This is a genomic window from Nonomuraea sp. NPDC049649 (assembly GCF_040675175.1).
Classification (GTDB): domain Bacteria; phylum Actinomycetota; class Actinomycetes; order Streptosporangiales; family Streptosporangiaceae; genus Nonomuraea.
Genome location: NZ_JBFAOH010000058.1, coordinates 1 through 13,436 on the forward strand (window position 1 = coordinate 1; position 13,436 = coordinate 13,436).

The window sequence follows — 13,436 nt, forward strand, 5'->3', positions numbered from 1 at the left end:
TCCTGGCCAAACTCGACATCCCGACACCGAAGAAGATCGTCGAAGCCACACCCACCACAGACGCCTGACCAGGCACAACGCCAGCGCCTAGTGACACGCCGCGCCAGCGTGCCCGCACACGTTTCCCCAGCTCACGCCCCTGATTCATGTGCTTTTCTCGCTACACATCTGCGGAACGCAGGCTTGAGCCGCGATATCCAAAGGAGCGGTAACGTTATCTCGAAGAGAGGATATGTATGCTTCTTGTATCTGCTCAAGCGACTCACCTTCAGGTGCTCGCTCGAAAACGCCCACGAACATCGAGCGCCCATCTGCTCCGAGCGGCGACCATGCTCCACGTATGGGAATCTCTGCGAGAAAGCGATCCTCTGGAGGTGGGCTCGGCGCACTCCAGTAAAGAGGATCCTCATAGAATTGAACAGGCGTCGGCTCTGTGAGTGTGTTTACTATCCTTTCCCATTCCTGCTGCAGGTCAGGCACCGCGAAATGAGGAGGGGCTTCTGTCGTATACTCTGGTGAGGCCTCTTCGAAGGACGGGTACTGATCTAGGGGCTCTTCCGGGACGGGCTCAAGATCACTATTTGGATCTGTGTGATAGAAATTCACGATAGTTCTGTCCTCTAGGATCGAGGCCCAACTTAGTGCCAGTGCACATTTCTCGTGCCAATTATGAGATGCCCAGACGTGTAGCTTTCTAAGGAACTTCCGCACTTCCTTTGTAGTCCGTCCGGAGCCGTTCCTTCTCCCCTTGGCTTCGCCGATCAATTCACGGTAATTGGGTAGGTTTACTAGTAGGTCCGGCCTGGAATTGCCTCCCCTGGGTCCGCGTGGGGTAGTAGCAGGCATGAGATCGAAATGCTGGATCTGTAGTGGCTTGATCTTGTCTTGGATAATCAAGCTCTCTAGGCTGGCTGTCAGTAGACCTAGTCCTGCAGCGGTAATAATAAACGACTTGATGTGAAGCGATGAACAGTCGAATGCCCTCGTTCTGTGTAGTGCATATCTACCGTCCATTCGGGTATTATCGAGCGCCGTGGCGAGCAGTTGGGATTCAAGCCGTAGGGAGTCAAAGGATCCGTGAGAACTTCCAGCGATGGAAGCTAGTCCATTGACCAGTACGACACGGGCCAGACTTACTGCGAGATCTAGGGTCTCGCGTCGTTGAACGCTGTCCTGGCCGCTCAAGGAGGGCGTCCATTCATACCTGGAGAACTTCACGATTCCCACGTGGTGATCTTACTGCAAGATTTGGTGCTGGATGTTGCTGTTGCAGAATTGATTTCGATATGTGATACGAATGACGCCGAAGCTGCAATTGCCCCCAAATGTCCACGTAAGTACATGCTGTAGGGTGAATTGCTTTCATGTAGGCTGCGGCAGGCCGGGTATTTGTACTTTCGTCGCTCTCATCAGCCAATGCCCGGCGAGAGTCGTGTATCTTTCTTCAATTAGTCGGATTCTGGCCAGGTGTAAAGCGTACTTGAGAATTGACGATCCGTCGCGCCCTGGCATTCCGCCGCTACGACACCCTTCCTGATCTCGACGTTGTGCGCCAGGATCGGTGCCATGCGATTACTGATTCTCGGCGGTGGGTGGTTCCTTGGCCGGGCGCTGATCGAGCAAGCCCTTGAACGAGACCACAATGTGGTCACCTTCACCCGGGGCAAGTCCGGCAGCGTCGTCCCTGAGGCTGCGCCGCACCGCGGCGACCGCGCCAATGATCGCGACATGGCCGATCTCGCGGCCATGGGCCCGTGGGATGTGGTGATCGATACATCCGGGATGACCCCAGGCCTGGTTGAGCGGTCGGCGCGGGTGTTGGCCAGTGAAGTTGATCGATATGTCTACGTGTCCACGGTCAATGTCTACCAGGGTTGGCCGACACAGCCGCTCGACGACTCCTCTCCCATCCGGTCGTACCTGCCGTACGGACCTCCTGGCGAGTCCAGCGCTGACCAGTACGGCCGCGAGAAGGTTGGTTGTGAACAGGCTGTCACCAGCATGTTTGGCGACCGTGCCACCATCCTTCGGCCCGGTGTCATCATCGGCCCGCACGAGTATGTCGGCCGCATCCCTTGGTGGCTGCGTCGCATCGCTGGCGGCGGTCGTGTGCTCGCCCCCGGATTCCCGGATTGGCCGATCCAGCCGATCGATGTCCGCGACGTCGCGGCGTTCACGCTTGACGTGGTTGAGCAGCAGCTCGCGGGCTCGTTCAATCTGACCGCGCCGATCGGTTCGGCGACGTTCGGTGGGTTGCTGGATGCCTGTCGGCAGGCCACCGGAGGTCCCGCCGAGCTGGAGTGGGTTGACCACGACTTTCTCATTAGTCAGGGCGTGAGGGAGTGGACGGAGTTGCCGTTGTGGCGGCCTTACCCTGGAACGTGGAAGGTGGACTCGCCTCGAGCTCGTGCGGCTGGGTTGACGTGCCGCCCGCTCACCGACACCGTGATCGACACCTGGGAGTGGCTGAGCAAGGCAGGCCCTCAACCCGTGCACGAGCGTGCGGCCGAGCTGGGCATCAGTCCCGAGCGGGAAGCGGCCGTCCTGGCGGCGTGGGACTCGCGCAGGACTCGTTAGGAGCCGGGCGGCAGGGCACGCACCGTGCTGCTCTGGATGAACTCGGTGAGCTCGTCGCTGAGCCCGCGTACCTGCCGCGCGGGCTGCGCCTTGGCCAGTTGAGAGGTCAGGCCGTTGAGCCGGTGCAGCACGGGGAACGTCCTCATGTTCGCGGGCAGACTCAGGACGTCGTTGAGGGTCTGGCGGGCGTTGAGCATGTCGCCGAGGATGACGAAGGCGGTGGTCATCTCCGTCCGGATCGTGGCTTCCACTGTTGCCGATCGCTGGTCGACGGGCAGGGCGAGGGCGTCGTCGAGTGCTTGGCGGGTGTGGGCGAGCACCTGGCCGGTGAAGTCGCGGACGGCCGCGGGATCGAAGTCGCCGCCGCGCACCTGGAGCAGCTGCAGAAGAGCCGAGGAGTAGCAGCGCTGCTCGCGGACCGGGTCCCAGTCGAACACGCCGCCGATGGTCTGCAACTCGTCGACATGGCCTTGATCCGCGGCGCGGGCGTCCATGGCCGCGTGAATGGCCGCCACCGTCCGGTCCTTGTCGCCCATGTGAGACCAGGCGCGAGCTTCGATGCTGTGGACGCGTGAGGCGGAGATGCCGACCGGACCGTGCTGCGCCGCCCGGCCGATGGCGTTGACGGCGTCGCGGGGCCGACCGGCCCAGTAGGCGCTGGTGGCCATCATGCCGCGCGCCCACACCGCGAGCGGCATGTGATCGATGGAGTTCGCGTACGACCAAGCGGCCCGCGCGTGCTCGTTCGCGTGCCTGGTCTCTCCCAGATCGACGCACGCCTCGGCCAGCAGGCAACTCGCCACGCCCGCGAGGAAGTTGAGTTCCCCTAGTTGAGCGGGCTTGCGGGTCTCCTCGCGCATGGAGATGATCTCGTCCCGCTTGGCGGCCAGCTTCGGGAACATCTCCATCGGTGACCGCAGGAGGTAGGAGCGGGCCAGGTCGACGATGTCGTCCTGGGCGGCCTCCAAGGCTGCCTGGCCGAGTTCGCGTTCCGCCTCGCCTGCGGCATCTCTCGACCGGCCGGCGGCGTCCATCATCATCTCGTACATCCCCCCGTGGGCTTCGAGTAGCGGGCCGACCTGATGGGCGCCGTCGGTGGTGCCGGCCAGCGCGAAGAGCTCGTCAGCCGGTCGGCCGAACATGGTCTGGAGCACTTGGCACGAGGTGGCGTACGGCTTGCTCCGGACATCGCCTGCCAGCCACCGCTTCCAGGTACGGGGGCCGACGTGAAGGCGGCCGTAGCCCAGGCTCTCCGCGCTGTCCTGGTAGGCGCGGAGGAACATGCGGTAGGGCAGCAGCCCTTTGGATTGAGCGAGTTGCCTCAGCACAGTGGCACCCATGCTGCTGGCCCTTCCTGCCGGATGCGACAGCTCCTGCACTCACGGTAGAGCCAACATCGGGGCGGTGAGAAGGAAGCCGTAAACGAGCGCGGCCTAGAAGTCCAGACAAGTCCGGCGAAGCGCCGGGAGATGTCCAAGATGGCCCCGCCCGGCTCGTAGAGATGTCCCCGGCGGGCGAGCAACGATGCTCACGCCAACCCGTACACCTCCTGTTTGAAGGTCATGCCATGGATGCCGGCGTCGCACTCGCCGTGCTGGTCGCGCTCTTGCAGAAAAAGCAGCACGGGGTTCCCGCCGATGCTTCAGAGGACGAGCGGCGCTGCGCTCCTTCGGCACCGAGGGCGAGCGGGGAGCATCGACCAGCCAAGAACAAAGAAGGGATCACTGTGACCGACGTGACCACCGACGATGCTCGGGCCGCCAAGCTGAGGGAAGGCATGGTCGACGAGCTGTGCGACATGGAAGCCATCCGGTCCAAGTCGGTGGCGGCAGCCATGGCCGCCGTGCCCCGCCACCTGTTCGTACCGGACGAGCCGCTGGAGTCGGCCTATGCGGCGAACAACCCCGTCGTGGTCAAGCGCGACGGCAACGGCATGGCCCTGAGCTCCCTCTCCGCCGCCCACATCCAGGCCGTCATGCTGGAACAGGCCGAGATCGAACCTGGGATGCGCGTGCTGGAGATCGGATCCGGCGGCTACAACGCCGCTCTGATGGCCGAGCTCGTCAGCGAGAGCGGACACGTCGTCTCAATGGACATCGACGAGGAGATCGTGGAGCGCGCCCGCACCTGTCTCCATGCGGCCGGCTACGACCGTGTGACCGTGGTGCTGGCCGACGCCGAAGAGGGGGTGCCAGGGACCGCGCCGTACGACAGGATCCTCGTGACGGCGGGGAGCTGGGACATCCCGCCGGCGTGGCTGGAGCAGCTCGCCGACGATGGCCGGATCGTCGTGCCGCTTCGGCTGAAAGGGGCGACCCGGTCGATCGCGTTCGACCGCGACGGCGAGGCGTTGGTCAGCCGGAGCTACCGCTTGTGCGGCTTCGTGCCCTTCCAGGGGACCGGCTCTCACACCGAACGGCGCGTCTCACTCGACGACGGGGTGGTGCTGCGCCTTGACGACGAAGCCCGGCAGATCGATGAGGCGGCGCTGCGTACGGCGTTGCACCTGCCGAGGATCGAACGCTGGTCCGGGCGGGCATTCGACATGCCGGACGAGGTGGAGCTGTTCCTGCTCACCAACGACCCGGACATGGCGATACTGCACGCGGACGAAAAGCACATCGCCCAGGAGTTGCTCCCGCCCTCGGCAAGCAGGGGAGTGCCCGTCCTGATCAGCGGTGACAGCTTCGCCTACCGGACAAGGCGGCAGAACGAGGAGACGGGCGGGTTCGAGAGCGGTGTCTACGCTCACGGGTTTTCCGCGGACAAGGTCGCGACCCGGTACGTGGAGTTGCTGCGTCGCTGGGCGGACCGGCATCACCGCCGCGGTGCCGCGTGCATTCGGTACATCCCGAAGACAGCCCAGGCGTCGGCACCCTCCACCGGGTTCATCCCCAAGCGGCACGGGGCCGTCGTCGTCTCCTGGTCGTAGACCACCGGGCTCCCGATGACCGGGAAGCGCCGGGGAATCCCACTCGCCACTACGAAGGAGGTTCACTCATGTCCATTCACCTTGACGGGCCGTCGATTGCGGGCGCATCCGTACAAGATCAGCAGGGAGTCGGAGGCTGGGACGACTGGGACTTGGACGTGTCCATCGTCGAGTCCGGTGTGGCCGCCGAGCAGCTGATCAGGATGACCGACGACGGCTGCGGCTCGACATGCCAGAGCGCGTGTACGAGCTGTCCGTAGGCGACTCCGCAGGCGCGAGAGCGAGCCTGTCGGCGTACGTCGCCTGATGCGGTTCCTGGCCGGTGTGGCTCCGCCGGCCAGGTACCGCCCGATACGGGAGCAGTAGATGTATCACTACTTCGATGCCGCTGTGCTGCGCGCGCCCGCCTGGCCGCTGGGTCAGCAGGTGGATTCCTGGCCTGACCTGACCGGGCCGAGAGCGGGCCGCGAGCCCTGGCGGGCGTGGCTGACGAGCGTGTGGGAACTGCCGGGCTTCGCGGCTGCTGTGGAGCAGGCCAGTCCGGATCTGGTGCGGCGAGTGCGTGAGGTCCGCGGCGGACGGCAGCTGCCTGACCCTGTCGTGCGCCGCGCGGTGCTTGCCGTGATGCGCTATCTGCTGCGGGCCTCGGGCCGGGCGACGCCGTTCGGCCTGTTCGCAGGTGTGGCTCCGGTCCGTATCAGCATCGATGGGGACGTGCCGACCGTTCGCGTCGACGAAGCGCACCGGCCGGTCGCCCGCGTCACGGCGGAATGGCTCTCTGCTGTCCTCCGGAGGCTGGAAGGCGGTGGGGTGCTGCTGCGGCGAGTGATGGTGGTGGCCAACAACCTCGCGTTCGAACGGGACGGTCACTTGGTGCTCGAACACCGTGCCAGTGCCGTGGTCGGTGGGGCGCCCGAGCACGTGAGCGTGCGTCTTACCGGGCCGGTGCGGGCGGCCATCCGGTTGGCGCGTCACCCTGTGTCCGTGACGGAGCTGGTGGACCGGCTTTCCGCAGCCGCTCCTCAGACACCCGAAGGTGCTGTCGACAAGCTCGTGGCCGAGTTGGTGGCGGAACGCTTCCTGCTCACCAGCCTGCGTCCGTCGATGACGGGCAGCGATCCGCTCGGTCACCTCGTACGGGAGCTGGAGGCAGCGGATGCCGAGAACATCGGCGACGTCGCCGAGACCGTGAAAGGCCTGCGCGCCATCAAGGAGGAGCTCGACGAGCACAACCGCGCGCCCGCTGCCGCAGGCGATCGCCTGGCACGCGCTGCGGACGTGATGGCGGACCTCCATCGCACCTCACGGCCGCCGCTTGCCATCGATCTGCGCCTGGGGTGGGAGGTGACGATCCCGGCCACCGTGGCGGCAGAGGCGGCCACCGCAGCGGCCTCGCTCGTCCGCCTGGCCCGACGTCCCGCACTCAACACCGGCTGGATCGCCTGGCACGAGCGGTTCCTCGACCGCTACGGCCCGCGCGCTCTGGTCCCGGTTCTCGGTGCGGTTGATGCCGACATTGGCCTCGGCTACCCGGCCGGGTACAACGGCATGGGCTCGGCGGCTGGTGCCGTGACCGATCGAGATCGCAAGTTGCTGGCTCTGGCATGCAACGCGGCCACACGCCGCCAGTGCGAAATCGTGCTCGACGACGACATGATCGATGACCTCACTGTGGTGGCTGCCGACGCGCCGGTTCAGCCCACCACCGAGTTGACCGTACGGATCGACGCACCCACCGCTCAGGCGTTGGCCGATGGGCACTTCACGTTGGCCGTCACCGGGGTATCGCGCGCGGCCGGCACCACCACCGGTCGGTTCCTAGACCTGTTCGACGGGCGGCTGCGCACCTCGTACGCGAACCTGCCCACGGGCATCCGGGGTGCGCTCGCGGTCCAGGTCTCGGCATCCGTGCCGTATATCAACACCGAGAACGTCGCCCGCGTCCCGCAGGTACTGGAGCACGTGCTGCCGGTAGGCGACTACCCCGGTGCGCGATCGGTCGCCCCGGACGACATCGCCGTCACCGCCGACCTGCACGGCATCTACCTCGTATCGTTGTCGCGCCGCCGCGTCGTCGAGCCGGTGATCCTCAACGCGGTGAACCCGAATCAGTACATGCACCCACTGGCGCGGTTCCTCCTCGAGGCTTCGCATGCACTGCGTGTCCCGTGCGCGGGCTTCGACTGGGGCACCGCCAGTGCACTGCCCTTTCTGCCGGCCCTGCGCTACGGACGAACGATCATCTCGCCCGCCCGCTGGAGACTCACCGCAGCCGACCTGCCTGGTTCGTCCGCCAGTTGGAGGGAATGGGAAAGCGCTCTGACGAGATGGCAAGATCGGGTCGCCTTGCCACGGCTGATCAGCGCCGGTGAGGGCGACCAGCGCATCCGCCTGGACCTCTTCGAGCCCGCGCACCGCGCCCTTCTCCGCGCCCAGGTGGAACGCCTCGGCACTGCGGTGCTGCATACCGCACCCACCTCCGAGGCGGCCGGATGGCTCGGCGGCCACTCCCACGAGATCGTGATACCTCTCGCGGCGAGCCGACAAGCCGAACCGCCCCGGCTACCTACGGAGGTGACCACCCGCGACCACGGACACCTTCCCGGCCAGGGAGGACGGCTCACCCTCAAGCTCTATGGCCACCCGGACCGCCACGACGCCATCCTCACGCGCCACCTACCTCGGTTGATCGAAAGGCTGGGCAGCCAGTCGCGCTGGTGGTTCCTGCGCTACCAGGACCCGCACCAACATCTACGTCTCCGCCTCACCGTTCCCATCGATGCCTTCGCCGCCACGGTCACCCAGGTCACCACGTGGAGCGAGGAGCTGCGCCGTGCCGGTCTGATGGCCCACGTGCAATGGGACACCTACTTCCCCGAGACCGCGCGCTTCGGAGGCAGCGCTGCGATGGCGACGGCAGAGGCGTTCTTCGCCGCGGACTCGGCCGCCGCTCTCGCGCAGCTGCGCACTGTCACGTCCACGGACGGTCCCCGTCTGCACGCCCTGATCGCGGCCAGCATGCTCGACCTCGCCATCGCCTTCCTCGGTGACGCCGCCACGGCGATGAGCTGGCTGATCGACCACGCTCGAACCGACGCTTCCGCACCCGACCGCGCCCTCTACGACCAAGCCCTCAGATTGGCCAGCCCGTACGAGCACAGCGCCTTGGCCGCGCAACCGTTAGGCGAGCACGTTCTGTCCTGCTGGACGTTGCGGCGGAAGACGCTGACCGCCTACAGCAGCGCCTTGATCAAAGCAGGCTCGCTTCCCGCCACCGTGCTGCCCGATCTGCTGCACCTTCACCACGTACGCATGGCCGGGACCTCGCTGACCAGCGAGCGGGCGTGCCTGCATCTGGCCCGAGCAGCTGCCCTGAGCTGGACCGCCCGTACGAGGAGCAAACCATGACCGAGCCGCTCCATGACGCGCTGGCCGCGGCCGACGCCATCGCCGCAGCGCTGACGGACCCACGGCCGTGGGCCGCCGCGCCACCGAAGGCCGGGCGGTCTTGGCCGCAATCTCTGGCTGGCGGCGCAGCGGGCATCGCCCTACTCCACATCGAGCGCGCCCATGTCGGCCACGGCGATCCTCGCACCGCTCACGCTTGGCTCAAGGTGGCCGCCTCCGGCACGTTGACGGCCGCGGCCAACGCCGGCTTGTTCTTCGGCGCTCCAGCCCTGGCCTTCGTCACGGACGCCGCCGCAGGCTCGTCCGGTGCCTACCGACGTGCTCTGGACCACCTGGACGACATGGTCGTGGCGATCACCCGCGCCCGCCTGATCGGGGCTCATGCGCGTATCGACCGCGGCCGGCGACCTCCGATGAAGGAGTTCGACCTGATCCGGGGACTGACCGGCCTGGGCGTCTACCACCTGAAGCGTCACCCGGAGCGCCGGATCACCAGCGACGTGCTGTCCTACCTGGCCCGTCTCACCGAACCGCTGCCCGCCGAGGGTGACCTGCCGGGATGGTGGACGGACGTCGCGCCCAACGGCGAGCCCAGCTCGGACTACCCACACGGACACGGCAACCTCGGCCTGTCTCACGGCATCGGATCCGCCCTGGCGCTGCTGTCCCTGGCCGTGCTGCGCAACGTGCCGGTCGCCGGTGTGAAGGAAGCCATCGAACGGGTCTGTGCGTGGACGGACCTGTGGCGTCAGGAGGACAGTGGAAGCCCCTGGTGGCCCGGTCTGGTCACCGTAGACCAGGTGCGGGCTGAGCACATCGAACCGTCGCTACGGCCTCGGCCATCATGGTGCTACGGGGTCAGCGGAACGGCCCGCGCGCAGCAGCTGGCGGGCCTGGCGCTCGGCGACGCCCTACGGCGGCAGACCGCCGAAGAAGCGATGCTGGCCACCCTTCGCGACCCCGCTCAGCTCGATCGGCTTCCGGAGTTCGGGCTGTGTCACGGGATGGCCGGGCTGCTCCAGGCCGCATGGCGCATGGCCGCTGACGCTCCCAGCTCTGGGATCGCCGATGAGCTACCCGGGTTGGCAGACCGTCTCATCACGCAGATGTCCCACCCAGCGGACAGCTTCGAACTCCTGGATGGATCCGCGGGCGTCGCGCTCGCCCTGCACACCATCGGCACCGGTGTCGCCCCGGCCTCGGGCTGGGACGCCTTCCTGCTCTTGTCCTGACCAGAGACGACCTGCATGAACTCCTCCCCGTGGCGCCAAGCCAACCTTGCCTTCCCCGACTGGGCCGAAGCAGAGCGCACAGCCGTGATCCACCTCGCCCCGCTGTTGTTCGCGGCCGAGACCAAACGGCTCGTCGCGTCCTGGTTCTTCATCCGGAAGGCACCCTGCTGGCGCGTCCGCTACCTCCCTCGAGACGAGAGAGCCCAGGCTTGCGTCCTCCGCCACCTGGGCGATCTCACGCGCGAGTGCCAGATCGACGCTGTGACCGAGGTCGTGTACGAGCCCGAATCGCTCGCGTTCGGCGGCGCTGACGGGATGACGACGGCCCACCGCCTCTTCCACGCGGACAGTCGACACCTACTCACCTACCTTGCTGACACCGCCAGTCGTCCGGACACCGAACACCGCCGCGAGCTGTCGATCCTGCTCTGCACCACCTTGCTCCGCGCAGCAGGACTGGACTGGTACGAGCAGGGCGACGTGTGGGCCCAGATCGCCGCCCACCGTGGCTTACCGGACCAGGGACCCCCGGATCGGAGGCACGCGCTGGAGACGAACGTGCGGCGGCTGATGAGCGTGGACGCCACCATGCGCGACGGCACACCTCTGGCGTTCGCCGCCACGTGGTCAGCGGCTTTCGCTACTGCGGGCCGAGAACTGGCCGGGCTTGCAGCCGATGGGCGGCTACACCGAGGGTTACGCGCCGTCCTGGCCCACCACGTCGTCTTCGCATGGAACCGGCTCGGCCTGCCCTACACGACCCAGGCCGTCCTAGCCCACACCGCGAAGAAGGTCGTGTTCGGGAGCGACCCCACCGTCCAGGTCGCGGACGAAACGAGGAACGAAAGAACATGAACGACTCGCTTCAGCAGATCGCACGGCGCTTTCCTCTGGTCGCCCGCCCCCGGCCGGCGTGCCTGCCTCTCAAGGCCCGCATCGCCGAGGTGCGTGACCTCGCCTACGCAGCCAGCCAGCGCTCAGCCCCCGACCACCTCACGCTCGCCGCACAAGCGCTGAACAAGGCGGCACTGATCGCGAGCGACTGCGGCATCCCGACCACGGCCCGATCGCTGTGTTGGCGGCACTTCACCGCCTACCTGTCCGCCCGGCCGCTCGGGGCACGCGAAGCACGCCATGCCTTGGAGCCCCTCGTCAACCTCGCTCGGGTGGCCATCCGCGTCCACGACGGCACCCGCGGCTACCACCTGCTCGACACCCTCTTCCACGCCGTCAGCAATGGCAACGAAGCCGACATCGACGGCCACCGGGTGTCCTTCGACGCCTTCACTCGCACGCCTGACGATCTCCGCACCGTCCTCCAGTGGCTCTGGGGTGTCTTCCTGGCGGAAGGCACTCGGGCGCTCATCAGCGAGGGCCGATGGCATCGAGCGGTTGCCCACGCCGAGCAGTATCGGGGTGTCGGCCAGCGGCTTCTGGACGGCCGCCAGGCCGCCATCGTGGCGCACTGCCTTGCCGGCCACACCGACACCGCCGCGTCGCTCGTGGTGGGCAGCACGTTGTCTCAGCCGTGGGAACACGCGGTTGCGGATTGCCTGAGCGCTCTGTGCAGGCGGGTGGCCGGATGCTCGTCCGATGACGCTTTCGCCGCTGTCCGTCGGTACTGTCACGACGTTGACCGCTCGGCAGAATTGTTGATCTTCCGTACGCGCCTCGGCCTGACCGTCATTGACCTCGACCGATCCCAGGCCGGCTACGTACACAGCTCCCTGATCGGCGATGTCCTCGCGATGGCAGACGGCTACGCCGCTCGGGAAGTTCTGGCGCACGATCAGGCCAGGGAGATGCTCGGCGCGGCCGAGGAGCAGGCCCTAGCCTCGGTCATGAAGGAAGCCGGGCTCGGACAAGGCGCCATCCCGGATCCGCTGATGGCGGACCTCCTCACAGCCGTGGAACTGAGCGAGGCCGCGATCGGAACCGACCTCCGCGCGCCCGTGTAGACAGCCAGGCGAAACCGGCCACCTGTCATTCGGTCGCAGGCCAACTATGGTGACCGGTTATGAAGGCCCTCATCGTCGGCGGTAGCGGCCTCCTCGGCAGAGAGCTCGCTCGGCAATGTCTGGCGGGAGGGTACGAGGTCGTCGCGACCTACTTGACGCGTCAGGGCGAGACCGGAGGCATGGCGTGGTCGCCGCTCGACGTGCGCCGGCAAGAGGATGTTCTTGCGTTGATCAGTTCGATGCGTCCCGAGCTGATCGTCAACGCCGCCTACCGTCAGGCTGACTGGACGACCACCGCGGTCGGCGCTGCGAACGTGGCCCTCGCCGCCTCGCAGACAGACAGCCGCCTGGTGCAGGTGTCGAGTGATGCGGTCTTCTCCGGTACCGCCATCCACTACGACGAGACCAGCGTCCCAGATCCGATCACACCGTACGGTGCGGCGAAGGCAGCCGCCGAGACGGCGGTGGGTGCCGTCTCGCCCAGCGCGGTCATCGCCCGGACGTCGCTCATCATCGGTGACAGTGATTCCCCGCACGAGGCTCGGGTGCACGCACTGGCCACCCGCGGGTCGAGCGGAGTGCTGTTCACGGATGACGTGCGATGCCCCGTCCACGTTGCCGACCTCGCGGCGGCGCTTCTGGAACTCGCCGCGTCCGAATATCGCGGTGTCCACCATGTCGCAGGAGCCGATTCCGTGAGCCGATACGAACTCGGGCTGCTCATCGCCCAGCGCGATGGCCTTGACGCCCGCCTTCTGCCGTCTGGACTGCGGGCGGACGCCGGACTGCCCGGCCCGATGGACGTCCGCCTGGAATGCGCCCTGACCCAGCGGCGGCTACGGACGGAGCTACGCGGCGCGCGGCAGTTTCTGAGTAACGGTGAGCGTGGTCCAGCCCTGCCTGCAGATGGAGCGTGACCAGCTCGTCGATGCTTGTGGTCGCGGCGATGAACTGGTGGTTGGTCGTGTCCTGGCGTGACCGGAATTGCCATCCTGCGCCGCTCCGTGCTTCGCCTATCTACTGAAGGTGACCATCAGCCTTGTGCCTGCACTTTCAGGAGTCGTACGTGACCTTCCCCGAGACCTTTCACGACCCGCATGTCGTATCGATCGCTGCTGAGGATGTCGCGTGGAGGAAGCCGACGCCCAGGAGCAGCCGGGTCAGGGTGAGGAGGCATTCGGGTCACTATGACCTGTGCCAGGCGGGCGGACTCTGGTTCATCCGGCGGACAGTCCGCGACGCTGGCCCGGCAGTGGTGAGCGAAACGATCGAGATGTCGTCCGTCGAGGCGGAGCTCCTCTGGACCCGCCTCCTGGGGAATTGATTCCG

The 13,436-nt window shown here is 66.6% G+C and carries 12 protein-coding genes; 10 read left to right on the top strand and 2 right to left on the bottom strand.

What is annotated here, in order from left to right:
* Positions 1 to 144: 144 nt before the first annotated feature.
* Positions 145 to 1,227, bottom strand: a complete 1,083-nt coding sequence (locus AB0J42_RS35385; RefSeq protein WP_364302451.1) for a hypothetical protein — start codon at positions 1,225 to 1,227, stop codon at positions 145 to 147.
* Here AB0J42_RS35385 and AB0J42_RS35390 point away from each other — a divergent pair, their 5' ends adjacent.
* A complete protein-coding gene (locus AB0J42_RS35390) occupies positions 1,228 to 1,350 on the top strand; it encodes a hypothetical protein (protein WP_364302454.1) in 123 nt (40 codons plus the stop codon).
* Between the two features lie 216 nt (positions 1,351 to 1,566).
* Positions 1,567 to 2,577, top strand: a complete 1,011-nt coding sequence (locus tag AB0J42_RS35395) for an NAD-dependent epimerase/dehydratase family protein (RefSeq protein ID WP_364302456.1) — start codon at positions 1,567 to 1,569, stop codon at positions 2,575 to 2,577.
* Here the strand turns inward: AB0J42_RS35395 and AB0J42_RS35400 are convergent.
* Positions 2,574 to 3,905 (bottom strand): hypothetical protein, encoded by a 1,332-nt coding sequence (locus tag AB0J42_RS35400; RefSeq protein WP_364302458.1) that lies wholly within the window; start codon positions 3,903 to 3,905, stop codon positions 2,574 to 2,576. The genes AB0J42_RS35395 and AB0J42_RS35400 overlap by 4 nt on opposite strands.
* A 239-nt stretch (positions 3,906 to 4,144) precedes the next feature.
* On the opposite strand from AB0J42_RS35400, the gene fxlM reads away from it, so the two are divergent.
* From fxlM to AB0J42_RS35440, 8 genes are all read left to right on the top strand, one after another.
* Positions 4,145 to 5,509, top strand: a complete 1,365-nt coding sequence (gene fxlM / locus AB0J42_RS35405) for a methyltransferase, FxLD system (RefSeq protein ID WP_364302460.1) — start codon at positions 4,145 to 4,147, stop codon at positions 5,507 to 5,509.
* 68 nt (positions 5,510 to 5,577) lie between these two features.
* On the top strand, positions 5,578 to 5,769 hold the full coding sequence (locus AB0J42_RS35410) for an FxLD family lanthipeptide (RefSeq protein ID WP_364302463.1): 192 nt from the start codon (positions 5,578 to 5,580) through the stop codon (positions 5,767 to 5,769).
* Positions 5,770 to 5,875: 106 nt separating this feature from the next.
* Positions 5,876 to 8,917 (top strand): lantibiotic dehydratase, encoded by a 3,042-nt coding sequence (locus AB0J42_RS35415; RefSeq protein ID WP_364302465.1) that lies wholly within the window; start codon positions 5,876 to 5,878, stop codon positions 8,915 to 8,917.
* On the top strand, positions 8,914 to 10,149 hold the full coding sequence (locus tag AB0J42_RS35420) for a lanthionine synthetase C family protein (protein WP_364302467.1): 1,236 nt from the start codon (positions 8,914 to 8,916) through the stop codon (positions 10,147 to 10,149). The genes AB0J42_RS35415 and AB0J42_RS35420 overlap by 4 nt, the downstream gene beginning before the upstream one ends.
* Positions 10,150 to 10,164: 15 nt before the next feature.
* Positions 10,165 to 11,004, top strand: a complete 840-nt coding sequence (locus tag AB0J42_RS35425; protein ID WP_364302470.1) for a thiopeptide-type bacteriocin biosynthesis protein — start codon at positions 10,165 to 10,167, stop codon at positions 11,002 to 11,004.
* A complete protein-coding gene (locus tag AB0J42_RS35430) occupies positions 11,001 to 12,107 on the top strand; it encodes a hypothetical protein (RefSeq protein WP_364302472.1) in 1,107 nt (368 codons plus the stop codon). Before AB0J42_RS35425 ends, AB0J42_RS35430 begins: the two co-directional genes overlap by 4 nt.
* A 59-nt stretch (positions 12,108 to 12,166) precedes the next feature.
* The gene (locus tag AB0J42_RS35435; RefSeq protein WP_364302474.1) at positions 12,167 to 13,024 is read left to right on the top strand and encodes a sugar nucleotide-binding protein; all 858 of its coding nucleotides are present in this window, start codon (positions 12,167 to 12,169) and stop codon (positions 13,022 to 13,024) included.
* A 149-nt stretch (positions 13,025 to 13,173) separates the two neighbouring features.
* A complete protein-coding gene (locus AB0J42_RS35440) occupies positions 13,174 to 13,431 on the top strand; it encodes a hypothetical protein (RefSeq protein ID WP_364302476.1) in 258 nt (85 codons plus the stop codon).
* The last annotated feature ends 5 nt before the right edge of the window (positions 13,432 to 13,436 follow it).

Coding starts and splice junctions, on each gene's coding strand:
- fxlM (WP_364302460.1), top strand. CDS start 4,145: ATGGATGCCGGCGTCGCACTCGCCGTGCTGGTCGCGCTCTTGCAGAAA.
- AB0J42_RS35430 (WP_364302472.1), top strand. CDS start 11,001: ATGAACGACTCGCTTCAGCAGATCGCACGGCGCTTTCCTCTGGTCGCC.
- AB0J42_RS35435 (WP_364302474.1), top strand. CDS start 12,167: ATGAAGGCCCTCATCGTCGGCGGTAGCGGCCTCCTCGGCAGAGAGCTC.
- AB0J42_RS35425 (WP_364302470.1), top strand. CDS start 10,165: ATGAACTCCTCCCCGTGGCGCCAAGCCAACCTTGCCTTCCCCGACTGG.
- AB0J42_RS35415 (WP_364302465.1), top strand. CDS start 5,876: ATGTATCACTACTTCGATGCCGCTGTGCTGCGCGCGCCCGCCTGGCCG.
- AB0J42_RS35410 (WP_364302463.1), top strand. CDS start 5,578: ATGTCCATTCACCTTGACGGGCCGTCGATTGCGGGCGCATCCGTACAA.
- AB0J42_RS35395 (WP_364302456.1), top strand. CDS start 1,567: ATGCGATTACTGATTCTCGGCGGTGGGTGGTTCCTTGGCCGGGCGCTG.
- AB0J42_RS35420 (WP_364302467.1), top strand. CDS start 8,914: ATGACCGAGCCGCTCCATGACGCGCTGGCCGCGGCCGACGCCATCGCC.